This is a genomic window from Streptomyces sp. NPDC005576, assembly GCF_042871745.1.
Lineage (GTDB): Bacteria > Actinomycetota > Actinomycetes > Streptomycetales > Streptomycetaceae > Streptomyces.
Genome location: NZ_JBIAJC010000023.1, coordinates 26,559 through 52,149, shown reverse-complemented (window position 1 = coordinate 52,149; position 25,591 = coordinate 26,559). Strand labels below are relative to the sequence as shown.

The window sequence follows — 25,591 nt, the reverse complement described above, 5'->3', positions numbered from 1 at the left end:
ACACAATGTTTGGTCCAGACCATTGACCCTCCCTCCCGTGTCTCTCTAGCATCTGCCGCACCAAGGCACCCTCCCGAGGCAGCTGTCCCTCACCCTGGCACGTCCCCTTCGCGGGCCGTGCATGCATGCAGTTTCGGCCATTTCGGCCCTCCGCCCGGCTCCAGGAGCGTCATGCCCGTCTCGGATCAGCAGCCCCGTCCCCCGGCACCCGGAGGAGCCGGGGGGCCGAGAGGGCCCGGAGCATCGGCTGTTCTCCCGGTCGGGCAGGAGCGCCTCTGGTTCCTGGACAGGTTCGAGCCCGTCTTCCTGCGCACCCTGTCCACCCACCGCACCTGTGCCGCCTTCGCCGAAGCGGTGGAGGCCGCTCTGCCGGCCGGGATCGACGCCCTGTCGGACGCGGCCGCCGAAGTGCTGCCGGCCGCGCAGAACTCACCGGAAGGAAGCCGGCCCCTCTCATGAGCGCCGACACCGCCCGCCCGGCGGAACCCGCCGCCGCCCGCCTCTCGGCCGCCAAGAGGGAACTCCTGCGCCGCCGTCTCACCGCGCGTCCCACCGCCCACGCCACCATCCCCCGCCGGGAGCCGGACATGCCGGTCCCGCTGTCGTTCGCGCAGGAACGCCTCTGGTTCATGGAGCAGTTCGCGCCGGGCACCGCCGCGTACAACATCCCGGTCGTCCGGCGGCTGCGCGGCCCGCTGGACGCGGAGGTGCTGCGCGCCTCCCTGGACACCGCCGTGGCCCGGCACGAGACGCTGCGGTCGCGCTACCCGGCCACCGACGACGGCCGCCCGCTGCTGGTCATCGACCCGCCCGGCCCGGCCGTCCTCACCCGGGTGGAGGCGGGCTCCCCGGCGGAGGCCGAACGCCTGGTGGACCGGGAGTCGGCCGTCCCCTTCGATCTGGAGCGCGGCCCGCTGCTGCGCGCCCTGCTGATCGGGCTCGCCCCCGACGACCACGTACTGCTCCTGGTGGTCCACCACAGCGTCAGCGACGGCTGGTCGAGCGAAGTCCTGCTCGGCGAGGTGCTGCGCGGTTATGCCGCACGGGTCACGGACGAACCCGACCCGTTGCCGGAACTGGCGGTGCAGTACGGGGACTTCGCGCTGTGGCAGCGCGAGCAGCTGAGCGGCGAGCGGCTGGCCGCCGAGGTCGCCCACTGGTCGCGTGAACTCGCCGGGGTCGAGCCGCTGGAGCTCGCCTTCGCCCGTCCCCGGCCACCCCGTCAGACCTTCGACGGCGCCGGGTACGCGTTCGCCTTGGACCGGCCCCTCCTCGACCGGCTGGCGGCGCTCGGCCGGCGGCACGACGCGACCGTGCACATGGTGCTCCTGGCCGCGTTCCAGGTCCTGCTCGCCCGTTTCAGCGGCCAGCGCGATTTCGCGGTCGGCTCCCCCGTCGCCGGACGCTCCGAACCGGAACTCGAACCGCTGGTCGGCATGTTCGTGAACGTCATCGCGCTGCCGGCCCGGCTGGAGGGTGACCCGTCCTTCACCGAGCTCCTGCGCCGCACCCGGGAGACCTGCCTGGACGCCTACGCGCACCAGGAACTGCCCTTCGCCCAGTTGGTCAGCGAGTTGAAGGTGCCCCGCGACGTCTCGCGGCCGCCGGTCTTCCAGACCGTCCTGGCCGTACAGAACTACGCCACCCAGCGCGACGCCGGGACGGACGGCGCCCTGACGGCCGAACCGTTCGGGGTGCGGGCCAGTGGCACCCGCTTCGACCTGGAGCTCTTCCTGCAGGAGTGGCCCGACGGGCTGCACGGCTCCTTCAACTTCAACACCGACCTCTTCGACGCCTCCGACATCGCGTGTCTCGCCGACCATCTCGGCAGGCTGCTGGGATCCGCGGCAGCCACCCCCGAGACCCCGCTGTCCGGCCTCGCGGGGCCCACCCCGGAGGAACGCGACACCGAGACGCGGCGGTTCAACGACACCGCCCAGGACCGGCCCGCCACCACTCTCACCGCCCTGGTGGCCGAGCAGATCGCCCGGACGCCGGACGCGGTCGCCGTGGCCGTCGAGGGGCGGGCGGCCCTCACCTACCGGCAGCTCGACACGCTGGCCGACCGGATCGCCGCGCGGCTGACCGCCGAGGGCGTCGGTCCGGGCAGCCTGGTGGCCATCTGCTCCGAACGCTCGCCCGAACTCGTCGCCGGCCTGCTCGGCATCCTGCGCACCGGCGCCGCCTACGTCCCGCTGGAACCGGGCTACCCCGCCGAGCGCCTCGCCTTCCTCCTCGCCGACAGCGACGCGCCCGTCCTGCTCACCCAGCGCGGACTGCCCACCCCGCACGGCTGCACCGCGCAGATCATGCTGCTGGACGATCCGGTGGAACCGCCCCGGTCGCGACGCCGGCCGGTCGGCCCCTCCCCCGACGACCCCGCCTACCTCATCTACACCTCCGGATCCACCGGCCGCCCCAAGGGCGTGCCCAACACCCACCGGGCCATCGCCAACCGCATCCAGTGGATGCAGGACGCCTACCGCCTGGGTCCGGACGACGCCGTCCTGCAGAAGACCCCCCTCGGCTTCGACGTGTCGGTCTGGGAGTTCTTCTGGCCCCTGACCACCGGGGCGCGCCTCGTCCTCGCCAAACCGGGCGGCCAGAAGGACGCAGGTTATCTGCTCGACCTCATCGTCACCGCCGGTGTGACGGTCGCACACTTCGTTCCGGCCATGCTGACGGTCTTCCTCGCCGAGGAGGGCGTCGAACGGTGCGCGGCGCTGCGCCGCGTGATCAGCAGCGGGGAAGCCCTCCCGCCCGACACGGCCCGTGAGCTGACCGGCCGGCTGCCGACGTGCGCCCTCGCCAACCTGTACGGGCCGACGGAGGCCGCCGTCGACGTCTCCTCCTGGGAGTGCGCCGGTCCGCTGGAGACGGTGCCGATCGGGCTGCCGATCGACAACACGCGGCTGTACGTGCTGGACGACGCGCTGCGTCCGGTGCCGCCCGGCGCCCCCGGCGAACTGCACATCGGTGGTACCCCGGTCGCGCTCGGGTACCACCGCAGGCCGGGCCTGACCGCAGCCCGCTTCGTGCCCGACCCGTACGGGCCGCCCGGCTCCCGCCTCTACCGCACCGGAGACCTGGCCCGCCGCCTCCCCGACGGCACTCTCCAGCACCTCGGCCGTGTCGACCAGCAGATCAAGCTGCGCGGGCTGCGCATCGAGCCGGGCGAGACCGAGGCCGCGCTGCGCGCCCAGCCCGGCGTCGCGGACGCGGCCGTCGTCCTGCGCGAGGACCGGCCCGGCGACAAGCGCCTCGTCGGGTACGTGGTGGCCGCTGCGGGTTCCGACGAGCCCGAGCCGGCACGGCTCCGTACCGCCCTCAAGCGGCTGCTGCCCGATCACCAGGTCCCCTCGGTGGTGGCCGTCGTACCCGCTCTGCCGCTGACGCCCAACGGGAAGCTCGACCGCCACGCGCTGCCCGCTCCCCAGTTGCGGCGCGCGTCCGGCGCGACCCGGCCGGCCACCGGTATCGAACGCCTGCTCGCCGGGGTCTGGGGCGAGGTGCTCGGCCTGACGGAGGTCGGCACGGACGAGGACTTCTTCGACATCGGCGGCCACTCGCTCCTCGCCACCCAGGTCGTCGCCAGGGCTCGCGGCCGGCTGGCCGAGGCGGGTGCCCGGCCCGTCAGTGTCATGGACCTCTTCACCCACCGCACCGTCCGCGACCTGGCCGCCTTCGCCGCCCGCGACGAGCACGACGACGCGCCGAGGCCGCTGCTGCACCGGCTCACCCCGCCCGTGTCCGCAGCCCACCGCACCCGCACCTTCGTCTGTGTGCCCTACGGCGGCGGCAGCCCCGTCGTCTACCAGCCCGTCGCCGACGTGCTGCCCCCGGACACCGAACTGTGGGCGGTCGCCGTACCGGGCCACGACGTCGGCGTCACCGAGGAGTCCGTGCCGTTCGGCGAACTCGCCGAGCGCATCGCGGCCGAGGTGCGGGAGCGGACCGAGGGACCCGTCGTGGTCTACGGCCACTGCGCCGTCGGCACGGCCCTGGCGATCGCCGTCTCCCGGTGGCTGGAGGCGGCCGGTCATCCTCTGGAGGCCGTCTACGCCGGTGCCCAGTTCCCCTTCGCCCGGCCGCGCAGCCGCGTACTCAACGCTCTCAGCCGCGTCGCCTCCCTGGAACCGCTCCTCGGCGACCGGGTCTACGCGAACTGGCTCATCGGGCTCGGCGTGAACACCTCCGACCTCGACAAGGAGCAGGCCGCGTTCATCATCGGCAACATGCGCCGCGACACGCAGGCCGCCGAGGAGTACTTCACCCGTGCCATCGCCGATGTCGCCGCCGGTGCCCCCCGGTTGCGCGCCCCGCTCGTCTGCCTGGTGGGCGACCAGGACCCGGCCGCCGACTTCTACCAGGAGCGCTTCCGCGAGTGGCTGCTGCTGGCCGAGCGCTCGGCCGTCGCCGTGCTCGACCAGGGCGGGCACTTCTTCCTCAAGTACCGGGCCGCCGAGGTCGCCGAGGCGGTCACCACGGTGCACCTCGCCGTCCGCGACGGACGGACCGACGAGCTGCCCGCCCGCGATCCGCTGCACTCCTGGTGGTTCCATGGCGACAGCGGGCCCGTCGCCACGGCGTCGGCCACCGCCGGTGACGAGCCCGGGGGGCCACCGGACGCGGGGACGGAACCGGACACGGGGCCCGAACCGAGCATGCGTCGCTTCCTCGCGGTCGCGAGCGGCCAGCTGGTCTCGATCACCGGTTCGGCGCTGACCGAGTTCGCGCTGCCCCTCTGGATCCTGCTGAACACCGGTTCCCTCACCCGGTACGCGCTGTACGCGGTCGTCGCGATGGTCCCGGGCATCCTCGTCGGCCCGCTCGCGGGGGCGCTCGTCGACCGGGTGGACCGGCGCAAGGTGCTCCTCGCCGGCGACATCACCGCCTGCACCACGCAGACCGGGCTCCTGGCGCTGCTCCTCACCGGCAACCTGCACTCCTGGGAGGTGTACGTGCTGCTCGGCGTACTCTCCCTCGCGCTGACGTTCCAACGGCTCGCCTACGCCTCCGCGGTCCCGCAACTCGTACCCAAGCAGTACCTCGGCCACGCCAACGGCATCGTCCAACTCGCTTTCGGAACAGCGCAGTTCGTCGTGCCCCTGGTGGCAGTGGCGCTGATGGCAGCGATCGGACTGCGCGGCATCCTCGTGATCGACGTGGTCAGCTACGCCGTGGCCGTCGGCGTCCTGCTGGCGGTCAGGTTCCCCCGCACCCTGCCGTGGACCCGGCGCGAATCCCTCGTCTCCGAGATCCGGCACGGGTTCGCCCACTCCTGGCGCAACCGGGGCTTCCGGGCGATGCTCCTGTGGTTCGCGGGGCTGAATCTCTTCCTCTCACCGCTCTTCCTGCTCATCACCCCGCTTGTCCTCGCCTTCGACGACCTCCAGGGCGCGGCGCGGGTGGCCGTGGCGGGCGGTGCGGGCGCGATCCTGGGAGGGATCGTCATGGGGTTCTGGGGCGGCCCGCGCCGTCACCGGCTGCGGGGCATGCTCGGCCTCGCGGCGCTCCTGGCGCTGGCCGGAGCCGTCACCGGACTGCACGCCGGTCTCTGGGTGATCGCCACCGGAGCGTTCGGGATGTCCTTCGCGCTCTCCCTCGTCAACGGCGTCTACTCCACGATCGTCCAGGTCAAAGTGGCCCAGCGCTTCCACGGCCGGGTCTTCGCCCTGAACACCCTGGTCGCCTGGTCCACCCTGCCGCTGGGCCACGGCGTCATCGCCCCGCTGGGCTCCTCGCTGCTGGGGCCCCTGATGGAGCCGGACGGGGCGCTCGCCCCCGTCTTCGGCCCGCTGATCGGTACCGGCCCCGGACGTGGCATCGCCCTGATGTACGTGCTGTTCGGTTGCGCCATGCTCGCTCTGGTCGCGCTCGGCCTGCGCCTTCCGGTGCTGGCGCGCTTCGACCGCGACGTGCCCGAGGCCGAGCCGGACGACCTGGTCGGCCTGCGCGAGCGGGCCCGTATCGCCGCCGCCCGCCGTGCGAAGGCGGGCCGGACATGACCCGGACCGCGGTCGCCACGCTGCCCGCCCTGCTCGCCCACCGCGCCGCACTCCACGGGGAGCGCACCGCCCTCGTCACCGGCCGCGAGCGGCTGGACTTCGCGTCCTGGCAGGCCCGTTCGGGGGCGTACGCCTCTGCTCTGCGCTCCGCCGGGGTGCGGCCCGGGGACCGGGTGGTGCTCCACCACGGCACGAGCCGGTGGACGGAGTTCGCCGTCGCCTTCCTCGCGGTCCTGAGCGCCGGCGGGGTGGCCGTCCCGCTCTCCGACCGGTCAGCGCCGGCCACCACCGCGTACGTGCTCGCGGATGCGGGAGCCCGCTTCCTGCTGCACGGCGGCGGGGACCTGCCGCCCGGGCTCCCCCGCGGGACGACCGTGCTGACGGAGTCCGACGCCGACGGCCATGCCTCGCGCCCGGACCTGCCCGACCCGGCGCCCGGCGACCTCGCCCAGATCCTCTACACCTCGGGCACCACCGGAACCCCCAAGGCCGTCGGCGCCCGTCACGCCAACCTCGCGTACGGCTGCACGCTGGACGAGCGACGGCGACCACTGCGCCACTCCGCCGCGTTCCTGCACGCCTTCCCGGTCGGCACGAACGCCGGACAGACCATGCTGGTCGACGCGTTGAACGCGCACGCCACCTGTGTCACCGCTCCGCACTTCACCCCGGCCCGTTTCCTCCGGCTGCTGTCGGAGCACGACGTGGGGAGCGTCTTCCTCGTCCCAGCCATGGCGATCGAGCTACTGGCATCACCGGCCCTCGCCGACGCCGCCTCCGCGGGCGCGCGGGACGCGGTGCGCCTGGTCGGTTCCACGGCCGCCGCCCTGCCCCAGCCGGTCGCGCTCGGGCTCGGCCGGGCTTTCCCGAAGGCGCAGATCGTCAACTACTACACCTCCACCGAGGCCGCGCCCGCGCAGATCACCCTGCTGTTCGACCCGGCCCGTCCCCACTCGCCCGGCCGGCCGGCCTCCCTGGCCGATCTGCGGGTGACCACCGCCGGGGGCGAGCCGGTCCCGGCGGGGCAGCCGGGCGAGCTGTGGCTGCGTTCGGCGGCGGCTCCGCGCGCGTACGTGGGGGAGGCGGAGAGTGAGGTCTTCCAGGGGCACTGGACACGTATGGGCGATCTGGGCCGTGTGGACGACGAGGGTTTCCTGCACCTGCTCGACCGGGAACGCGACGTCGTCAAGTCGGGTGCGCACAAGGTCTCCACCCTCCAGGTCGAGAAAGCCGTACACGCCCATCCGCAGGTCCGCGACGCCGCGGCCGTCGGGGTGCCGCATCCCGTGCTCGGAAGCGTCGTCGCCGCAGTGGTCGTCGCCGACGACGGTCTCACCGCCGCCGCCCTGCGGACCTTCCTGCTCGACCGGCTGGCCCTTCACGAACTGCCCGCCACCGTGCTGTTCCGCGACGCTCTGCCGCGCAACGAGGGCGGCAAGGTCCTCAAGCGCGAACTGCGCCGCATTCTCGCCCAAGACGATCCCGAGGCCACCTAAGTGAACGCGACCCTCAGCTCCGCCCAGCACGGCGTCTGGCTCACCGAGCGCACCCTGGACACCGCCTCCGCCTACCACCTGACCCTGACCGTGCGCTTCGACGGCCCCGTGGACGCCGGCCGTCTGGCCCGCGCGTGCTCGGCCGTCGCCGCCCATCACCCGGTCCTCGCCACGGTGTTCGGCCCCGACGGCACCCCCCGGCCCGGCACCGGACCGGCGTGTCCGCGCACGGTCGAGTGCACCGCCGCCGAACTCGACGCGCTCCTGGCCCGGGAGCGGGCCCTCCCCTTCGACCTCGCCCACGGACCGCTGCACCGCTTCGTCCTCGTCCGGCTGTCCCCCGTGCGCCATGTCCTTGCCCTGACCGCCCATCACCTCGTCTTCGACGGCGAGTCCAAGGACCGGCTGATCGAGGACCTGGCCACCGCCTACCGGGGGGACCCGCTCCCTTCGGCCTCCCCACTGCCGGGGGGTGATCCGTCCGACGACGCGTTCACGGACGCCGAGGCGTACTGGGCCACCCGTTGGCGCGATCCGGCCACGCCGCCGCTTCCGGGGCTGGTGACCTCTCCCCTGCCCGGCACCTCACCCGCACCGGGCGCGGAGTTCGCCTGGCGCCTCGGCCCCGAGCGGAGCGCCCTGCTGGGGGCGGTGGCGCACGGGCTCGGCCTCACCCGCTTCGAACTGCTCATGGCGTCCTGGCACGCGCTGCTCGCCCGCTACGGCGACTCCACCCCCGTCACGGCCGTCGAACTGTCGCTGCGTCCGCGCGGCGCGGCGGTCGGCGTGGGTCCGGCCGTCAACGAGCTGCCCCTCTTCAGCACGGCGGGCGACGGAGTGACCTTCGCGGCCTGGTCGCGGACGGTTCGCGGCGAACTGCGCGCCCTGTACCGGCACCGGGCCGTCCCGCTCGGCCGCTGTGTGCGCGGGCTCACCCCGCGCACCGCCCTCACGCCTCTCTCCGTCAGCTACCGGCGGCGCCCGGCCACCCAGCCGCACCCCGACTTCGGTCCGGCGGTGCGCGCCGGGGTCCGCTGGCTCGGCTTCTGCGGCACCGCCCGCAACCTCCTGCACCTCCAGCTCGTCGACTCCGGCTCCGAGGTGGACGCGAGCCTGCAGTTCCGCGCCGACGCCCTCACCGCCGACGCGGCGCGGCGCATCGCGGACCACTGGACGACCCTCCTCGACGGCGCGCTGGCCGGCCCCGGCACGCCCGTCGGTGATCTGCCGCTGCTGACGCACGAGGAGCGGTCGGCGCAGTCGACCGCTCCGGAGCCGCGCCCGGAACTCGCCCGGAGCACCGTGCCGGCGCTGTTCGCCGAAGCGGTGGCGGCCCGTCCCGACGCGGTCGCCGTGGTCTGCGGCGAGGACGTGTTCACCTACCGCGAACTCTCCGCTCTCGTCGCGCACGCGGCCGCCGCTCTGATACGCCACGGCGCGGGCCCGGGCACCCTCGTCGGCATCGAGCTGCCGCGCGGGCGCGACCAGTTGGTGGCCGTCCTCGCCACGCTGGCCTGCGGAGCCGCCCATCTGCCGCTCGACCCCGGCTACCCGGCCGAGCGGCTGGCGTTCATCCGGTCCGACTCCCGATTCTCGCTCCGGGTCACCCCGCGCCCCGACGGACCCGGCGACCTCGCCCCGTCCGCTCTCGCACCCGACGGCACGGACACCCCGGCACTGCCGTCGGGCCCGACGCCCGCCCATCCCGCCTATGTGCTCTACACCTCCGGATCGACCGGGCGGCCCAAGGGTGTGGAGGTGCCGCACTCCGCGCTCGCCAACGTCCTGGGCGCCCTGCGCGACCGTCTGGGCTGCGGTCCCGAGGACCGCTGGCTCGGACTCACCTCGCTCTCCTTCGACATCTCCGCCGTCGAACTGCTCCTGCCGCTCATCAGCGGCGGCCGCGTCGTCCTCGTGCCGGAGGGCGGCCACCGCGACGGCCCCGCCCTCCTCGCCCTCATCGGCGGCCAGGGGGTCACCCACGTCCAGGCCACGCCCAGCGGGTGGCGGTTGCTCCTGGACGCGGGTCTCGGCGGGTCCGCCGCGGGGCTCACCGCCCTCACCGGCGGGGAGGCGCTCCCGCCGGCCCTGGCCACGGAGCTGGGTGCCGTGAGCAAACGCCTCGTGAACGTCTACGGGCCGACCGAGACCACCATCTGGTCCACCCTGGCGGAACCCGCCGTGACCGACGACGGACAGGTCCTCATCGGCGAACCGCTCGCCAACACCCGCGCCCATGTCCTGGACGGACGGATGCGCCCCGTCCCGTACGCACTGCCGGGCGAGCTCTACCTCGGCGGCGCGGGCCTGGCCCACGGCTACCTCCACCGCCCCGGACTGACGGCGACGCATTTTGTACCCGACCCGTACGGCCCGCCGGGGTCACGCCTGTACCGCACCGGGGACCTCGTCCGGCGCCTGCCCGGCGGCGGCCTCGTCTGCCTCGGCCGCTCGGACACCCAGATAAAACTGCGCGGCCACCGGATCGAACTGGGCGAGATCGAGGCGCGGCTGGCGTCGCACCCGGCGGTGGCCCGGGCCGCCGCGACAGTGCACGGCACGGACGGGGACCGCAGGCTGAGCGCCTACGTCGTCCCGGCCGGTCCGGCGCCCACGGCGGAGGAACTGCGCGCCCACCTCGCCGCCGCGCTCCCCGCCGCCGCCGTCCCCGCCTCGTACACGCTGCTGGACGCCTTCCCGCTCACCCCCAACGGCAAGCTGGACCGGGCCGCGCTCCCGGAGCCGGCCCCGGAGCGCGGGCCCGCGGCCGGCCGCGAGGGGGGTGCGGCGCTCGGTCCCACCGCCGAAGTGGTGCTCGCCATCTGGCGCGAGGTCCTGGAGCTGGACGACCTCGGTCCCGACGAGGACCTGTTCGACCTCGGGGGCCACTCCCTGACCATGATCGCCATCGCCTCCCGCATCCACCGCGCCCTCGGCGTGGACCTCCCGTTCGACGTCTTCTTCGACGCCCCCACCGTGCACGGCATCAGCGCCGCCATCACCGCACTGCGCAAGGAGTGACCCCATGACCGATCCGACTCCGTACCTCGTGGCCGTCAACGACGAGGAGCAGCACGCACTCTGGCGGGCGGGCACCCCGCTGCCCGCGGGCTGGCGGGCCGAAGGTTTCAGCGGCACCGAGGAGGAGTGCGTCGCGCACGTCGACCGGGTGTGGCCGGACATCCGGCCCCTCAGCCTGCGCCGCCGGCTGGCCGACGAAGCCGCCCGGCAGGACGGCGGTGCCCGGTGACCGCGCCCGCCCCCAGCCTCCAGAGCCTCGCCCGGCTCGTCGAGCGGGCCACGGACGGCCGGCTCGCTGCCGCCGACATCGTGGGCGCTGCCGAACCCCTGGCCGCGCTCGGTGTCGGCTCGCTCTCCCTGCTGCGGCTCGCCGACAGCCTGGAGTCGGAGTACGGCGTCCTCATCGACCTCGGCGACCCGGCGCTGTACACCGAAGGACTCGCCGGGCTCGCCGCTCGCGTACGAGGCCTGGTCGCGGAGGGCACGCCGTGACGGCGACGACGGCGGAGGCGACGGCTTCCGTCGCCTTCGCGGGCGGCCGCAGCGGTGAGGCCCCGCTCACGTGGGGCCAGCGGGCGATCTGGCACGCGATCGGGCGCACCGTGCCCAACGATCACTACTTCAACATCGGCCGCTTCCTGACGCTCGCCGACCGGGGCGCACCGGTGGACCTGCCCCGGCTCACGGTCGCGCTCGCCGCGCTCCTCGTCCGCCACGAGGCGCTGCGCACCCGGACCGTGCGCGGTGACGGCGGCGAAGCCCGCCAGGTCCTGCACGGTCAGGGGCTGGTGGACCTCCGCGTCCGCGAGGTGGCTGCCCCGGACGAGGCCGCGGGTGCCGCCGAAGACCTGCTGGCGTCCCTGACCTCCCACCGTTTCGACTACGCGGGCGAGTGGCCCGTACGGTTCGGCGCAGTCCGCCACGAGGGGCGGATCACACACGTCGTGCTGGCGCTGTGCCACCTGGCCGCCGACGGGCATGCCGCGGAGATCCTGGTCCGTGATCTGCGGCTGCTGGCCCGCCGCGGGTCGGCCGGTGCCGCGTGTGCGGCGAACCCCCTGGACCTGGCGCGACATCAGGCGTCCCCGGCCGGGCGCCGCTCGGGCCGGGCCGCGCTCGACCACTGGGAGAAGGGGCTGCGGGCGGCGCCCCCGACCATGTTCCCGGCACCGGTCGCGGAGCCGCGCAGCCCCCGTTTCTGGACCGGCCGGTTGGTCTCCGCCGCGCTCCCCCGGGCCGTCGACGCGCTGGCCGCCGCGCACCGGGTCAGCTCCTCGACGGTGCTGCTGACCGCCTCGGCCGCCCTGGTCGCCGCCGGCCAGGGACATTCGGTGGCGGCGGTCATGCCGATCGCGGGCAATCGCGCGGCCGAGGCCCACCGCACCCTGGTCACCACGTTGTCCCAGGACGCGCTGTTCGTTCTGCGCATGGACGAGGCCCCGGGCCCGGACGCCGACTTCACCGGTCTGCTGGCGGCCGGCTGGCCGGCCGCGCTCGCCGGATACCGGGCCGGGGCGTACGACCCCGCCGAGTGGGACGCCCTGCTGGGCCGGGCGGCCGTCGAGCGGGGCGTCGAGGTGCACCCGTACTGCTGCTTCAACGACATGCGCCTCGTGGAGCGGCCGACGGCCCCCCGCCCGGCGCCGCGCCCGGAGGAACTCGACGCGCTCCGCCGCCGGAGCGTGCTCGACTTCCCCGCCACCCAGGACCTTGTCGCCTGCCGGTACTGCCTGCACGTCAGCGGGGACGACAGCGCGCTCACCGTCACCCTGACCGCCGACACCGCGTTCCTCCCGCCCGGCTCCATCCACGCCCACCTGCGCGCCCTCGAGGAGGTCGTCGTGAACGCGTCGGCCGGAAGACCGCACCGCCTGACGGAGCTGCCGGCGCTCCTGGCGACCGGGGAGGCCGCGCGATGAGCGTTCCGCTCACGCCGCGGCCCGTGGCCCGCGCGGGGACGACGTCCTGCGTGCAGGGCGGGACGATGCGCTTCGGGGTGACCTCGGGCGACGGCGGCCCGCTGACCGGTCACGTCGTCGTCACCGACGTCGTCACCGGGCGCCCGGTGGCGCGGGCACCCGTGCACGGCACCGATTGGGCCCTCGATGTCCCGCATCACTGGCCCAGTTCGCTGTACGTGGCCCGCTTCCACGACGACCGCCCCGAGACGCCGGAGCCGGAGCGGGACGCCGAACACGAGGTGTGGTTCGTCGTCCGCGCGGCGCGGCCCGCGGCCACCTCGTCCGTGCTCGTCTCCATCCCCTTCGCCACCTGGCGCGCCTACCACCGTGCGGGACAGCCGGGCCGCAGCCTCTACTACGCCGAGGAGCCGGGCCGCGCCGCACGGGTGTCCTTCGCCGATCCCGGGGGCGGGCCGCCGCCCGAGCGCTGGGAGGAGCCGCTGCTGCGCTGGCTGCCCGGGGCCGGATACCCGGTCGAGTTCTGCTCCGGTCTCGATCTGGACGAGGGCGACGAACTCCTGTCCCCCTACCGGCTGCTGGTCGTCAACGGGCACGACGAGTACTGGTCGGCCGGGATGCGTGACAGTGTCGAGACCTTCGTCCGCAAGGGCGGCAACCTGGCCGTCTTCGCCGGCAACACGGCGTGGTGGCAGATGCGCCTGGAGGACGGTGGCCGCACGATGGTCTGCCACCGCGACGCGGCCGCCGACCCCGTCTGCGCCGTGGACCCCCGGCGCACCACCGTCGAGTGGTCGAGCTCGCCCGTGGACCGTCCCGAGAACTCCCTGACCGGTGTCAGCTTCCGCAACGGCGCCGGTGCCTGGGGTGAGGGCATGGCGCTCATGGGCCGGGAGTCCTACACGGTCCGGTTCGCCGACCACTGGGTCTTCGAAGGCACCGGCCTCCGCGACGGGGACGCCTTCGCCCGGGGCGCCCTCGGGTACGAGACGGACGCCGCCGAACTCGACTGGTCGGCCGGAGTGCCCCGCGCGACCGGGCGGGACGGCACCCCGCGCTCCTTCGCCGTCCTCGCGACCGCCGACCTGCGCCACTGGCGTGCGTACGGGCAGGGCGGCTGGGCCACCATGGGCGTCTTCCGCCTGGGCGCCGGCACGGTCTTCAACGCGGCCACCATCAACTGGGGGCGTGCCCTGTCCGATCCGGTGGTGGACCGCGTCACCCGCAACGTCCTGGACCGGCTCGGCGGCGCGGCTCCCGGACCCTCCTGGCACACCGTCGGCCGGGCGCCCCGGTTGCGGGCGCTCGCCGCCTGCGAGGGGCTGCTCTTCGCGGTGGCCGAGGACGGCAGGTCCCTGCTCCGGCGCGAGCCCTCCGACCAGAACCTGCCCTGGTCCGCCTGCCCGCCCGCCCCGGGCCCCGCTCCGGAGATCCGGTGCCTGACCGCTCCGCGCGAGGCCTGCCACCCCGTGCCGCTGGCCCTGCTGGCCGTCGACACGGACGACCGGCTCCTCGTACGCGCACCGGTGCCGGGGCCGTCCCCCTGGGTCCCGGCGGGTAAGGTCCCGGCGGGGACGACGGCCCTGGCGATGTGCGACAACACGCTGTTCGCGGTGACCGCGCACGACGACACCCTGCACCACCGGCCTGCCCTGCACCCGGAGGGGTCGTGGACCGCGGTGGGCCCGGCGGGCAAGGCGTCCTCCCTGACCGTGCTCGACGCGCGTCTGTACGCCGCAGGGCCCGACGGGTTGCTCACCCGCCCGCCGGTCACCACCGACGCCCCGTTCGTGCCGACCGGCCCCTTTCCCACCGCCACGGCTCTCGCCCCGTACGCCGGACGGCTGCTTGCGGTGACGGCCGACGATCTCCTCGTCAGTCTTCGGCCGGGGCCCGGGCCGGTGGTCTGAACCCCGGTGGGCGGAGGCCCGGGTACCTGGGCCCGGGCTCCGTGGGAGCGGGAGGCGGCGGGGACCACCGGTCAGGAGGGAGACACGGGCCCGGGGCGGGCCGGGGGACGGGCTGCGGGGCGGACGGTTCCGGCGATTTCGTTGATCTTTCCGAAGGGGACGTGGACGCTGGGGGTGGTCTGCGAGGTGCCGACCAGATGGGTCGTCTGGTCGTCGAAGAAGATGTGCGGTCTGAGGATCTTCATGATCTCGCCCTTGTCGATGCCGCCGAGGAAGAACGCGTCGTTGACCGTCAGTCCCCACTGCTTCAGGCTCGTGATCGCGCGCTCGTGGGCAGGCGCGTTCCGTGCGGTGACGAGGGAGACGTGGAGGCGGAGCCGGTAGTCGGGGCGGTTCCTCCGTTCCTCCTCCTCACGCTGCTGGATGCGGTTCACGCCGGCGAGGAACTCCCGCAGCGGCCCGGCGTCGTGCGGGATCGCGGCGTTCCTCGTCTCGTGGGCGCGGAACTCCTCGATTCCGCCCGTCTGGAACACCTGCTCCGACTCGTCGCCGGCGAGTACACCGTCGAAGTCGAAGGAGATGCGCAAATCGTCGTCCTCGGCGTCGTCCGCGTGCGGGGCGCCCAGGACGTGCCCGGCCGGCAGGCCGGACGAGACGGCCTCGCGGACGTCCCGCTCGTTCGCCGAGAGGAAGAGCGACATGTTGAGCGCGGGCATGAACTTGTACGGTGAACGGCCCTGCATGAATATGGCCCGGCTTATCGGAAGTCCGTGGGACTTGATGGAGCCCATGACCCGCAGGCCGGTGTCGGGGTCGTTGCGGGACAGGACGATGACCTCCACCAGGGGGTCGTCGGCCTCGCTCAGGTCGTTCAGCGACAGCAGGCGCCGGATGAAGGGGAACGCCACTCCCTGCCGGAGCACGTCGTCCCGGTGCTTCTCCTGGTAACCGCGGTAGGCGTCCTCGCCCTGCTCGCGGAAGATGGCGTCCGACTCGGTCAGGTCGAAGAGAGCGCTGGACGCGATCCCGACGACGAGCCGGTTGGAAAGTTCGTAGGCCACAGCAATCCCTCGGTCGGCCCGCTCCTGGTTCACCGCATCTTCGCACCCGGCCCCTTCCGTCCCGTCCTCGCCCGTCCCCTCGCCGCCCGGGCGGGACCGCGACGACCGACCGGTGCCCCGCCTGCTCCCTCGGGAGCAGGCGGGGCACGATGGGGGTCTCTCAGGCGGGGACGGTCACGGCGCGGGCTCCGGGCAGTGCGGCCGAAGCGGCCAGAGCGGCCACGATCTCGTCGCTCCTGGTCTTGGCGTCGCCGAAGAGCATGGCGGTGTTCTCGCGGAAGAAGAGCGGGTTCTGCACTCCGGCGTATCCGCTGGCCATGGAACGCTTGAAGACGACCACGTGCGCGGCCTCCCAGACCCGCAGGACCGGCATGCCGGCGATCGGGCTGCCCGGGTCGTCCATGGCGGCCGGGTTGACCGTGTCGTTGGCACCGATGACCAGCACGACGTCGGTGCCGGCGAAGTCGTCGTTCACCTCGTCCATTTCGAGCACGATGTCGTACGGCACCTTGGCTTCCGCGAGCAGCACGTTCATGTGACCGGGCAGGCGGCCGGCGACGGGGTGGATACCGAACCGTACGTCGACGCCCCGGGCCCGCAGGACGCGGGTCAGTTCGGCGACCGGGTACTGCGCCTGGGCCACCGCCATGCCGTATCCGGGGGTGATCACCACCCGCGACGCGCCGGCCAGCAGTTCGGCGGTCTCTTCGGCGTTGGTCTCGCGGTGTTCGCCCTGTTCGCCGTCGCCGCCGCCCCCGGGCGCCTCGATACCGAAGCCGCCCGCGATGACGGAGACGAAGGAGCGGTTCATGGCCTTGCACATGATGTACGAGAGGTAGGCACCCGAGGAGCCGACCAGCGCACCGGTGACGATGAGCAGGTCGTTGTCGAGCAGGAAGCCGCTCGCGGCCGCCGCCCATCCGGAGTAGCTGTTGAGCATGGAGACCACCACGGGCATGTCGCCGCCGCCGATCGAGGCGACCAGGTGCCACCCGAAGAGCAGCGCGACGGCGGTGACCGCGATGACCGGCCAGAGTGCAGGACGGGCGACGAAGACGACGGTGAGCACCACGAAGGCGAGCAGTGCGCCCAGGTTGAGGAGGTTCTTGCCGGGCAGCACGAGCGGGGCGGACTTGATCCTCGCGCTCAGCTTGAGGTTGGCGACGATGGATCCGGTGAACGTGACGGCACCGATGAAGATGCCGAGCGCGACCTCCGCGTGATGGATGCTCAGGAGGGATCCGGAGAAGCCGCCTTCGCCATTGCGCTCGACCTCGATGTAGGAGGCCCAGCCGACCAGAACCGCGGCGAGTCCCACGAACGAGTGCAGCAGCGCGATGAGTTCGGGCATGCCCGTCATGCGCACCACGCGGGCGCGCCACAGCCCGATGACGGCGCCGACGGCGAGGGAGACCGCGAGTACGAGCGCGGTCGCGCCGCGCACCTGGCTGTCGTGGAGGGTCAGTCCGATGGTGGCGGCCAGGGCGACGGCCATGCCGGCCACCCCGTACGTCCAGCCCTGCCTGGCCGTCTCGTGCTTGCTCAGACCTGCCAGGGAGAGGATGAAGAGCAGCGCGGCGACGAGGTACGCCGCGGTGGAGATCGAGGCTGCGGTCACGTCAGTTCCCCTTGCTGAACATGGCGAGCATGCGGCGCGTCACCGCGAAGCCGCCGACGATGTTGACGGAGGCGAGCAGGGTCGCCAGGCCTGCCAGCGCCTGGATGGCGTGCCCGCCGAGCCCGACCTGGACCAGCGCGCCGACGACGATGACTCCGGAGATGGCGTTGGTGACGCTCATCAGGGGCGTGTGGAGCGCGTGGTGGACCTTGCCGATGACGTAGTAGCCGATGACGACCGCAAGGGTGAGTACGGTGAAGTTCTGCGGGATCGGCGCCGGGGCGAACGCGATCACGAGCCAGAGCAGGGCGATTCCGGTGAGGACGAGCGCGAGCTTCGCGACGGCGGGCAGGGGCTTCCTCGCCGGCGCCGCGGCCACCGTCGCGACCGGCGTGGCCGCGGGGGCGGCGCTGACCTGGACGGGAGGCGGTGGCCAGAGCTTCTCGCCCCGTCCGTCCCCGGTGGCACGGACGACGGTGATGCCGCGCTGGACGGGATCGTCGAGATCGAGGACGGCTTCGCCGTCCTTCCCGGGTGTGAGCAACTTGAGCAGGTTGACGAGGTTGGTGCCGTACAACTGGCTGGCCTGGGTGGGGAGTCGGCCCGCCAGGTCGCTGTATCCGAGGATGGTCACACCGTTGGCGGTGACGACCTTCTGGCCTTCGACGCTGCCGGCGACGTTGCCGCCCTGCGCGACGGCCATGTCGACGATCACGGAGCCGGCCTTCATCGAGGCGACGTCGGCCGCGGTGATCAGGGCGGGCGCCGGGCGCCCGGGGATGAGCGCGGTGGTGATGATGATGTCGACGTCGGCGGCCTGGGCGGAGTAGAGCTCGGCGGCGGCCGTGTCGTACAGGTCCGTGGTGGCCCTGGCGTAGCCGTCCGCGGACTGCTGGGCCTCCTCCTCCACCACCACCGGGAGGTACTCGCCCCCCACCGATCCGACCTGGTCGGCGACCTCGGGGCGCGGGTCCGTCGCGCGTACGACGGCACCGAGGCTGGATGCCGCCCCGATCGCGGCGAGGCCCGCGACGCCGGCTCCGGCCACCAGCACCTTGGCCGGCGGGACCTTTCCGGCGGCTGTCACCTGGCCGGTGAAGAAGCGGCCGAATTCATGTGCCGCCTCGATCACCGCGCGGTAGCCGGCGATGTTGGCCATGCTGGAGAGGACGTCCAGGGACTGGGCGCGGCTGATGCGGGGCACGGCGTCCATGGCCAGGACGGTGATGTCCCGTTCGGCCAACGCGTCCACGAGCCCGGGGTTGAGGGCCGGGGCCAGGATGCAGACCAGGTAGGCGCCGTCCTTCGGCTTGTCGACGTCATCCGGTGAGGGGCCGTTGACGCGCAGGACGATGTCCGCGCTCCACGCCTCGTCGGCGGAGCCCAGGGTGGCTCCGGCCTCGGCGTACGCGAGGTCGGTGAAGGCGGAGAGCTCGCCGGCTCCGGACTCGACGACCAGTTCGTAGCCGAGGGCGATGAGCTGTCTGACGGTCGTGGGTGTCGCGGCCACGCGGGTCTCCCCGGTCGGCTCGCGGGTCACTCCGATGCGCATGGAAAGGGCTCCTTCGGAGAGTTGGGCCGCCGTGCACGGTCTGCGAGGGGGCGGGGGTCTGATGCTGCCCCGTCCGACCGGGGCAACACCAGACCTTGTCCGGGCGTGGATCGGCACACGGGGAGCGGCTTGACGGCCGTACCCGCCGAGCGGTAGATCGCCGACCGCGCGGCGGCCGCCGGGCCTACGGAATCCCTGCTGACGCTCCGTCGGCGCGGCCTGCCACGCGGCCGTGGGGACGATCTCGCGGGTCCGGTTCCGCACGTTGTGCGGACCGTCAACCCCTCCTCCCCGTCGAGCTGTTCGGACGTGCACCCGTGCGGTTGTCGCGGAGCGCGGCGACGACTCCGTGTCCGGCTGCCCGCACCCGCCTTCCACGTGTACACGTCCGTCACGGACCGGTCGCTCGCCTGTTCGTCTCGGGTGATCACTCCGCTGTACGCTTCGCGCAGGCAGTGGGCCGGGGGCGTCATGGAACGCGCTGCGCCGCGGCGCCCCGGCATCGCGGAAGGGCAGTTCCACCCCCGTGCGGGACGCCCCCTGGAGAGCGGAGACGCGCATGGAGATGACCGCGAACGTGCTGGTGGCCCTGGTGGCCGCGCTGCACGTGTACATCCTCGTTCTGGAGATGTTCCTGTGGGAGAAGAAGCCTGGCCGCGGACTCTCCGGTTTTGACGCGGCGATGGCCCGGGCCACCGTGCCGCTGGCCGCGAACCAGGGCCTCTACAACGGGTTCCTCGCAGCCGGACTGGTGTGGGGACTGATCGCCGGGGACCCGACCGGTTTCCGGGTCCAGGTCTTCTTCCTCGCCTGCGTGCTCGTCGCGGGCCTGTACGGCGGTCTCACCGCCAACCGGCGCATCCTCATCGCTCAGGCGCTGCCGGGGGCGTTGGCGCTCGCCGCCGTCCTGGTGGCCGGGTGACCGGTCCGCCGGCGACGGCGACCCTACGCGGGCGGGACGCTCACCCGTGTACGGTCGGCGCCCGCAGGGTGCGGTCCTGGTCGGGGAAGGCCCACGTCCGGGTGCCCGCCGGGGATCCGCGGGGCTGGACGGCCAGTACCGAACCGGCTGTCCGGGAGCCGGCGGTCAGGCACGTGCCGGTGGCGGCATTGACGATCCGGGCAGTGGGTGTCGCGTGCGTCCCAGTCGCCGGGGCACCTGCCCTGCCGGACGGTCTGCCGCATCGAAGGCCCGGGGGCGGAACCAGCTGAGTCCGGTGAGTGCCGATCTTGACGTGTCCGGCGAGCGTGACGTCGGATGCAGTGTCGAGTCCGATGGTCCACAGCGGTACCGCCGCACAGGAGTCCGATGTGTTCACAGCGACAGAGAGCGCCTTCGATCCTGAGGAGATGCTCAGCCTCTACGCCTCCGTGGGCTGGACCGGCTACACCGGTGACGTCGACAAACTCTGCCGAGGGCTGCTGAATTCGCATCTCGTCATCACGGCCGGGGACGGTGCGGGAACGCTCCTCGGACTGGCGCGGACCATCTCCGACAACGAGCACATCTGTTACGTCCAGGACGTCGTGGTCAACCCCGCCCACCACCGGCAGGGCGTCGGTCGGGCCCTGGTCGAGGCCCTCGTGCCGCGCTACTCGCACTGCCGTTTCTTCCTCCTCTCCAAGGACCACGCATCGTCCCCGGAGGGGAAGCGCAACCACGCCTTCTACCGGAGTCTGGGCTTCCTGTCCTACGAGGAGAAGGGGATGGCGGGCTTCGGACTGCCCCGGAACCGCCCGGACCCGCGCGACCCGTAGGTCCGCGCGCCGGCGGATGTCCGTGACCGCGAGCGGGGAACCTCCGTTCACCGGGCAGCAGGTGTCGGCGGGTGTCCCTCGGCCGTCGGCCGCCACGACCGTACGGCGCCGGAGCCCGCGAACCGCTCCCGAACGTCCCAAGGAGGAACCCCGTTGATGACGGAAGACCACGTGGCCCCGAGCCCTCTGCCGCCGGACCGCTTCGGGACCGCGCGTGCGTACGCGCGTCACCGGCCCGGCGTGCCACCTGAGGCGGCCGGCTTCCTCGCCTCGGCACTCGCGCCGGTGGCCGCCCCGGTGTTGCTGGACCTGGGGACCGGGACCGGTCAAGTCCCCTTGTCCCTGCTGGAGTCACTGCCCCTCGCCCATGTGTCCGTGGTGGACACGAGCCCGGAACGGATGGGCGCGGCGCTCGGTGCCCTGCTGCCGGAGCTGGGCGCGCCGCGTGTCACGGGGTTCGTCGGGCGCGCCGAGGACTTCGGGCCGGTGGCCCCGGACCGTCGTCCCCATCTGATCACGTGCTGCCGCTCCTTCCACCGGATGGACCGGCCGGCGGTCCTCGCGATGGCCGATCGGGTGGCCGCTCCCGGCGCGGCCTTCGCGGTGATGGGTGACCAAAGCCTGTGGACGCAGGACGCCGACTGGACGCGTGCTCTGCGGGGACTGGTCCAGTCGTACCTGGGCCCCGTACGTCGTGCCGGTACGGGCGGCGTGTACGTGGAGTCCTCCCGGTCGTTCGACGAGGATCTGGCCGCCTCCGCGTTCAGCCGGGTGAGCGTGCACGCGTTCCCCGTGACGCGGGTATGGACGCCGGAGGGGGTGCTGGGTCATCTCACGACGACGTCGTTCGCCGGCCCGGCGCTCTTCGGTGAGCGGCACGCCGCTTTCGAGGACGACGCACACCGGCTCCTCCACGCCCACGCCGCTCTCGGCCCGCTGACCGGGGAGAGCGTGTTCACCGTGCGTCTCGCCCGGCGGCCCGGAGACCTCGCGTGAGGGCCGAGGCTGCCGGAGAGCAGCCCACCGCACGCCCCACCGTCCTGTCGGCGCACGTGCCACGGACATCTCCCGGGCACGGCGAACACGTGCTGCCTGCGGTCGCGAACCGGGGCCGGAGCCCGGTACCGCGGGCGCGCCGTCCGGAGGGTGTGGCGGGGCGGTCCGCGCAGGCCGGCCCGGACCGGTCCTCCGCCTCCGCCGCCCCCGCTCCCAGGCCCGCCGTCCCCGGGGACGCTGCGGAGATCGCGCGGATGAAGTCGGCGTACGTGTCTTCCGAGCCGCTTTCGCCGGAGCGGCTCGCCGCCACCCGGACCCTGCTGGCCGCCCGTCTGACCGCGGCCGGCAGTGCGGTGGGTTACGTCGTCGACGCCCCTGCGGGCGGTGGGCTGGTCAGTTGCGCGCTCGCCCTGGTCCACCCCGTGTTTCCGTCGCCCGGCTCCCCCGAGGGCCTCGCGGCGCACGTGGACGTCGTCGCCACCGAGCCGGCCCACCGCGGGCGCGGCCATGCCGGGGCGGCGCTGGGCGCGTTGCTGCGGCATCTGGAGGAGCTGGGCGTCTGCGAGTACGCGCTCCATACGGGCGGGGAACCGGCTTCGTTCTACGAGCGTTTCGGCTTCTCCCACGATGCGGCGCTCCTGCGGATGACCAGGACTCCCGTCCGGCGGCCGGTGGACCCGGCGGGTCTGTCGACGGCCCAGTTCGCGGAGACGGTCCTGCGCGCGACGGGCTTCGCGGGGCTCTACTTCACCGACGAGGACGACAACCCCCTGCAGCTCCACGCGGTGTACTCCGCCTCGCACCCGTGGCAGGTTCCCGGCGGGACGATGGACCCGGGCGAGCGCCCTTGGGGTACGGCTGTGCGCGAGTGCAGGGAGGAGACCGGGATGGTCGTGGACGGCCCGCCCCGCCGGCTCCTGGCCGCCGTCTACGGTCTGCCGGGCGCCCAGTGGCCGTACAGCACCTTCGGGTGCGTCTTCGACGGCGGCCGCCTCACCCGCCGTCAGATCGAGGACCTCGTCCTCGATCCGGCGGAGCACGACGAGGTGCGCGTGCTGCCGCTGAAGGAGTGGCGGGACCACATGCCGGACGGTGACTACAGCAGGCTGCTGGCGATCGACGGGGCCCGGCGGTCGGGCGAGACGGCGTACTTCGACACCTGGGACTGGGAAGCCGAGTGAAGAAGAGGCGGTGCACGGGCCCGCGGTGCACCGGGGCGCCGGTCCGCTGCGGTACGTGACCGACGGCGGCCGTGATCGTTCGCAGGGCGTGATCCACCTCATGGACGGGGATCACCTCCCCGAGCAGAAGGACCGGTCATCGCCGCATGAACATCAACACCCGTCCCGTTGTGAGCCGTACGGCAGTCGCACTCGCCGTCACCGCCGTCCTCTCCCTGGGGTCCGTGGCCGCGGCCGACGAACCCCAGGGCTGGAAAGGCGAGGGCGGCCTCGCCCTGACAGCCGACGAGAACAACGAGGTCGACGCCTACCTCGACCACGCCCGGCGGGCGGAACGCACCATCAGCGTCCAGGTGCGCGCCGCCGCCGCGCTCTCGGGCGCGGAGATCATCGGTTTCGACCAGCGCCTGAAGTCGCCCGACTCCCTGAAGCGGAAGGTGGCCACCGCGCTCGTCGAGCACGCCGGACGCAACGTCGACACCGTGCTGGCCGGCATCACGGACGCCGTGCGCTACACCGTGCAGTGGCAGGATGCCGCCTACACGGCCGGCGTCACGGACTTCTCGGACACGCTCGACGCCTTCCGCAACGACAGCACCAAGTGGTCGAACACCTGGGGCCGTGCCAGCGGGTACCGGGCTCTCAACACCGGTTGGCGGGCGCCCCGTTCCGGGCAGCTGTTCGAGATCCAGTTCCACACGCCGGCCAGCAAGCACGCCCAGGAGGTGACCCACAAGCTGTACGAGGAGCAGCGGCTTCCCTCGACCGGTCCCGCGCGCAAGCAGGAGTTGCAGCGGGAGCAGGACGCCGTCTTCGACGCCGTGCCCGTGCCGAGCGGCGCCGAGTCCCTCACTGCCCCCGGGTCCGTACGGACGCTGCCGGCGCCTGTGTGACACCCGCGGCGGGTTCGGCGCACCGGCGCGGCGGAACCGCGGCACGGCTCGGGGCCGGAGGCGAGGGCCCGAGCCGGTGCGACCGGGGCTGGCGCCGGAGCGGGTCACCCGGCGGCCCGGGGACTCACACGGCGAAGCCGTTCACCCGCTCCGGGGTGACCCGGATGATCAGCCGCTTCTCCGTCGCGCTCTCGAGGGGCGGGTCCTCGCCCAGATAGCGCTGCGAGAGCCGCTTCGGCAACACCTTGTCCGGGTCGGGCAGCAGTTCGGCGGTGCCCCGGACTTCGGCGGAACGGTACGGGTTGCCCAGATCGAAGACGGTGAGGCTGACGCGCGGGTCACGCTCGATGTTCCGGGCCTTCTTGCGGCCGGCGGTCACGGAGACGAGCAGCGCGTCGCCCTCGCGCTCGAACCAGACCACCGAGGTCTGTGGACCACCGTCGGGGTTGATCGTGGCGAGGGTGGCGAAGTTCCTGCCGTCGAGAAGTTCGGCGGTGGCGGGGTCGAAGCCCGCGAATGACGTCATGTCTGCCAGTAACCCCTCACCGGCGCCCTTTCTTCCCCGGGGAGCCGGTGGGAACGGCCGCGTGCGCCCCGGGGGCCGTCCCGCCTCCGGAAGTCAGACCTCCGTGGACGCGGCGAGCGAACGGGGGCGCAGGTCGGTCCAGTTGGTCTCGACGAACTCCAGGCAGACTTCGCGCGTGTTCTCCTCGAAAGCGATCGCCCATCCCCCGGGAACGTCGGCGAAGGACGGCCAGAGCGAGTGCTGGCCCTCGTCGTTCACCAGGACCAGGAAACGGCCTTCGGGGTCGTCGAACGGATTGGTGCTCATGCGCCAGCGCCTCCTCGGCGGAGCGGCCGGGTGGCCGTGTCGGACGGGTGGGCCGCGGTCGGACGCTGTTCACCCGGGGAGCTTCATCAGGTTAGGCTAACCTAATCACCCTTGAGCCTAGCCTTTCGACTTCCCTCTCACAAGGAGACGTTGATGCTTCCCGTGACAGAAGGCTTCCGTAGCGGTGACGGAGCCCGGGTGCCCGCGACCGCGTCCACCGCGGAGTTCACGCGGGACGCGGGCCTCGCGGACTTCTCCCGCTTCGGGCTCCCCGGCGGTCCGGGGACGGAGGCGTTCTGGGCGTCGGCGCACAGTCCGGTTCCGGTGCCCCGCCCCGGTGGCGGCTGGACGGCCCTCTTCCTGCGGCGCGGGTCCCCCGCGCGTGTCGTCTTCGAGAGCTGGTCCGAGCCGGTGCCGCTGCGCCGCTTCGCCGACACGGACTGCTGGTACGCCGAGGTGGCGATGCCCGCGCGGCTGCGGGTGACCTACCAACTCCTCGGCGAGGAAGGGGCGTACGCCGACCCGCTCAACCCGGCGGGCGCGGGCGGTGACCGCTCGCTGGCCTCGACCCCGGACGCCCCGCCCCAGCCGCACTGGCCCGTCGTCGGCGCGGACGACGTCCTGCCCCTGCCGCGTACGCGGCTGCGCTGGGCGAGCGAGCGGCTCGGCGGGCGGCGTACCGTGCGGGTGCATCCGGCGGGCGGTGGCGGGCCGGCGGTGCTGCTGCTCGACGGCGACGACTGGCTCCATCTCCATCCGGCCGCCACCGCGTTCGACTCGGCGGTGGCGGCCGGCGACATGGAGCCGGTGACTCTGGTCTTCCTGCCGGTGAAGGACCGGGAGGCGGAGTTCGGGTGCCGGCCGGCGCTGTGGGAGGCGGTCCGGGACGAGCTGTTGCCGCTGGTGGCGGAGTCCGGTGTGCCGGCGGACCCGGGCCGGCTGGTGGTGGCCGGACAGAGCCTCGGCGGCCTGAGCGCGCTGTACGCGGCGCTGGAGTTCCCGGACCTGGTGTCCCGGGTCGCCGTGCAGTCGGGGTCGTTCTGGTGGTCCCCCGGCGCCGTCGGCGCGGCCGACCCGCTCGGTGGCGCGCCCGGCGGCGCCCTGGCCGCCCGGCTGCGTCGGCGCCCCGGACTGTCCCGGCTGCGCGTGGCATTCGACGTGGGGGAGCACGAGACGCGCATGCTCCCCCACTGCGAGGTGGTCGAGTCGCTGGCAGCTGCGGCCGGGGCGACCGTGCGCGTCTCGCGGTCACCCTCGGGCCATGACCGGGTGGGGTGGCGGCACGCACTGCTCAGGGACGTGGCCTGGGCGCTCGGCTGAACCTCCCGCGCCCGGACACCACCCGG

19 protein-coding genes are annotated in these 25,591 nt (G+C 73.3%); 14 read left to right on the top strand and 5 right to left on the bottom strand.

Features of this window, described 5'->3' with window-relative positions:
* Positions 1–171: 171 nt before the first annotated feature.
* The 8 genes from ACFYPN_RS30850 (at position 172) to ACFYPN_RS30815 (ending at position 14,354) form a co-directional block, all read left to right on the top strand.
* Positions 172–459 carry a hypothetical protein gene (locus ACFYPN_RS30850; protein ID WP_358760628.1) on the top strand — a complete coding sequence of 96 codons (288 nt, stop codon included), beginning with the start codon at positions 172–174 and terminating at the stop codon, positions 457–459.
* Positions 456–6,008, top strand: a complete 5,553-nt coding sequence (locus ACFYPN_RS30845) for an amino acid adenylation domain-containing protein (protein WP_358760627.1) — start codon at positions 456–458, stop codon at positions 6,006–6,008. Before ACFYPN_RS30850 ends, ACFYPN_RS30845 begins: the two co-directional genes overlap by 4 nt.
* The gene (locus ACFYPN_RS30840) at positions 6,005–7,504 is read left to right on the top strand and encodes a class I adenylate-forming enzyme family protein (protein ID WP_358760626.1); all 1,500 of its coding nucleotides are present in this window, start codon (positions 6,005–6,007) and stop codon (positions 7,502–7,504) included. The genes ACFYPN_RS30845 and ACFYPN_RS30840 overlap by 4 nt, the downstream gene beginning before the upstream one ends.
* A complete protein-coding gene (locus tag ACFYPN_RS30835) occupies positions 7,505–10,525 on the top strand; it encodes an amino acid adenylation domain-containing protein (protein WP_358760625.1) in 3,021 nt (1,006 codons plus the stop codon). It begins immediately after the preceding gene.
* Between the two features lie 4 nt (positions 10,526–10,529).
* Entirely contained in the window at positions 10,530–10,754 is a 225-nt protein-coding gene (locus tag ACFYPN_RS30830; RefSeq protein ID WP_358760624.1) for an MbtH family NRPS accessory protein, read from the top strand.
* On the top strand, positions 10,751–11,017 hold the full coding sequence (locus ACFYPN_RS30825; RefSeq protein ID WP_358760623.1) for an acyl carrier protein: 267 nt from the start codon (positions 10,751–10,753) through the stop codon (positions 11,015–11,017). The genes ACFYPN_RS30830 and ACFYPN_RS30825 overlap by 4 nt, the downstream gene beginning before the upstream one ends.
* Complete coding sequence (locus ACFYPN_RS30820; RefSeq protein WP_358760622.1) at positions 11,014–12,444, top strand: condensation domain-containing protein; 1,431 nt, start codon at positions 11,014–11,016, stop codon at positions 12,442–12,444. The genes ACFYPN_RS30825 and ACFYPN_RS30820 overlap by 4 nt, the downstream gene beginning before the upstream one ends.
* Positions 12,445–12,509: 65 nt before the next feature.
* The gene (locus ACFYPN_RS30815) at positions 12,510–14,354 is read left to right on the top strand and encodes a N,N-dimethylformamidase beta subunit family domain-containing protein (RefSeq protein WP_389302891.1); all 1,845 of its coding nucleotides are present in this window, start codon (positions 12,510–12,512) and stop codon (positions 14,352–14,354) included.
* A 71-nt stretch (positions 14,355–14,425) separates the two neighbouring features.
* On the opposite strand, the gene ACFYPN_RS30810 is transcribed toward ACFYPN_RS30815, so the two are convergent.
* From ACFYPN_RS30810 to ACFYPN_RS30800, 3 genes are all read right to left on the bottom strand, one after another.
* Complete coding sequence (locus ACFYPN_RS30810; protein WP_389302824.1) at positions 14,426–15,415, bottom strand: 5'-nucleotidase; 990 nt, start codon at positions 15,413–15,415, stop codon at positions 14,426–14,428.
* Positions 15,416–15,575: 160 nt separating this feature from the next.
* Positions 15,576–17,033, bottom strand: a complete 1,458-nt coding sequence (gene pntB / locus ACFYPN_RS30805) for a Re/Si-specific NAD(P)(+) transhydrogenase subunit beta (RefSeq protein ID WP_358760620.1) — start codon at positions 17,031–17,033, stop codon at positions 15,576–15,578.
* Between the two features lies 1 nt (position 17,034).
* Positions 17,035–18,585 carry a Re/Si-specific NAD(P)(+) transhydrogenase subunit alpha gene (locus ACFYPN_RS30800; protein ID WP_358760619.1) on the bottom strand — a complete coding sequence of 517 codons (1,551 nt, stop codon included), beginning with the start codon at positions 18,583–18,585 and terminating at the stop codon, positions 17,035–17,037.
* Between the two features lie 559 nt (positions 18,586–19,144).
* On the opposite strand from ACFYPN_RS30800, the gene ACFYPN_RS30795 reads away from it, so the two are divergent.
* The 5 genes from ACFYPN_RS30795 (at position 19,145) to ACFYPN_RS30775 (ending at position 23,413) form a co-directional block, all read left to right on the top strand.
* The gene (locus ACFYPN_RS30795; RefSeq protein WP_358760618.1) at positions 19,145–19,507 is read left to right on the top strand and encodes a DUF1304 domain-containing protein; all 363 of its coding nucleotides are present in this window, start codon (positions 19,145–19,147) and stop codon (positions 19,505–19,507) included.
* 389 nt (positions 19,508–19,896) lie between these two features.
* Positions 19,897–20,343, top strand: a complete 447-nt coding sequence (locus ACFYPN_RS30790; protein WP_389302821.1) for a GNAT family N-acetyltransferase — start codon at positions 19,897–19,899, stop codon at positions 20,341–20,343.
* Positions 20,344–20,499: 156 nt separating this feature from the next.
* Positions 20,500–21,339, top strand: a complete 840-nt coding sequence (locus ACFYPN_RS30785; RefSeq protein ID WP_389302820.1) for a methyltransferase domain-containing protein — start codon at positions 20,500–20,502, stop codon at positions 21,337–21,339.
* Between the two features lie 269 nt (positions 21,340–21,608).
* Positions 21,609–22,520 (top strand): GNAT family N-acetyltransferase, encoded by a 912-nt coding sequence (locus ACFYPN_RS30780; RefSeq protein ID WP_389302818.1) that lies wholly within the window; start codon positions 21,609–21,611, stop codon positions 22,518–22,520.
* Between the two features lie 146 nt (positions 22,521–22,666).
* Complete coding sequence (locus tag ACFYPN_RS30775) at positions 22,667–23,413, top strand: ATP nucleotide 3'-pyrophosphokinase (RefSeq protein ID WP_389302816.1); 747 nt, start codon at positions 22,667–22,669, stop codon at positions 23,411–23,413.
* 124 nt (positions 23,414–23,537) lie between these two features.
* On the opposite strand, the gene ACFYPN_RS30770 is transcribed toward ACFYPN_RS30775, so the two are convergent.
* Positions 23,538–23,939, bottom strand: coding sequence for a PPOX class F420-dependent oxidoreductase (locus ACFYPN_RS30770; RefSeq protein WP_358760613.1), 402 nt, complete (start codon positions 23,937–23,939; stop codon positions 23,538–23,540).
* 93 nt (positions 23,940–24,032) lie between these two features.
* Entirely contained in the window at positions 24,033–24,245 is a 213-nt protein-coding gene (locus ACFYPN_RS30765; RefSeq protein WP_389302813.1) for an MbtH family protein, read from the bottom strand.
* A gap of 153 nt (positions 24,246–24,398) precedes the next feature.
* Here ACFYPN_RS30765 and ACFYPN_RS30760 point away from each other — a divergent pair, with 153 nt between their 5' ends.
* Positions 24,399–25,565, top strand: coding sequence for an alpha/beta hydrolase-fold protein (locus tag ACFYPN_RS30760; RefSeq protein ID WP_389302811.1), 1,167 nt, complete (start codon positions 24,399–24,401; stop codon positions 25,563–25,565).
* The last annotated feature ends 26 nt before the right edge of the window (positions 25,566–25,591 follow it).

Bases quoted from the DNA above. Each gene is read 5' to 3' on its own strand.
- ACFYPN_RS30850 (WP_358760628.1), top strand. From the start codon at position 172: ATGCCCGTCTCGGATCAGCAGCCCCGTCCCCCGGCACCCGGAGGAGCC.
- ACFYPN_RS30845 (WP_358760627.1), top strand. From the start codon at position 456: ATGAGCGCCGACACCGCCCGCCCGGCGGAACCCGCCGCCGCCCGCCTC.
- ACFYPN_RS30840 (WP_358760626.1), top strand. From the start codon at position 6,005: ATGACCCGGACCGCGGTCGCCACGCTGCCCGCCCTGCTCGCCCACCGC.
- ACFYPN_RS30830 (WP_358760624.1), top strand. From the start codon at position 10,530: ATGACCGATCCGACTCCGTACCTCGTGGCCGTCAACGACGAGGAGCAG.
- ACFYPN_RS30815 (WP_389302891.1), top strand. From the start codon at position 12,510: ATGCGCTTCGGGGTGACCTCGGGCGACGGCGGCCCGCTGACCGGTCAC.
- ACFYPN_RS30800 (WP_358760619.1), bottom strand. From the start codon at position 18,585: ATGCGCATCGGAGTGACCCGCGAGCCGACCGGGGAGACCCGCGTGGCC.
- ACFYPN_RS30795 (WP_358760618.1), top strand. From the start codon at position 19,145: ATGGAGATGACCGCGAACGTGCTGGTGGCCCTGGTGGCCGCGCTGCAC.
- ACFYPN_RS30785 (WP_389302820.1), top strand. From the start codon at position 20,500: ATGACGGAAGACCACGTGGCCCCGAGCCCTCTGCCGCCGGACCGCTTC.
- ACFYPN_RS30775 (WP_389302816.1), top strand. From the start codon at position 22,667: ATGAACATCAACACCCGTCCCGTTGTGAGCCGTACGGCAGTCGCACTC.
- ACFYPN_RS30770 (WP_358760613.1), bottom strand. From the start codon at position 23,939: ATGACGTCATTCGCGGGCTTCGACCCCGCCACCGCCGAACTTCTCGAC.
- ACFYPN_RS30765 (WP_389302813.1), bottom strand. From the start codon at position 24,245: ATGAGCACCAATCCGTTCGACGACCCCGAAGGCCGTTTCCTGGTCCTG.
- ACFYPN_RS30760 (WP_389302811.1), top strand. From the start codon at position 24,399: ATGCTTCCCGTGACAGAAGGCTTCCGTAGCGGTGACGGAGCCCGGGTG.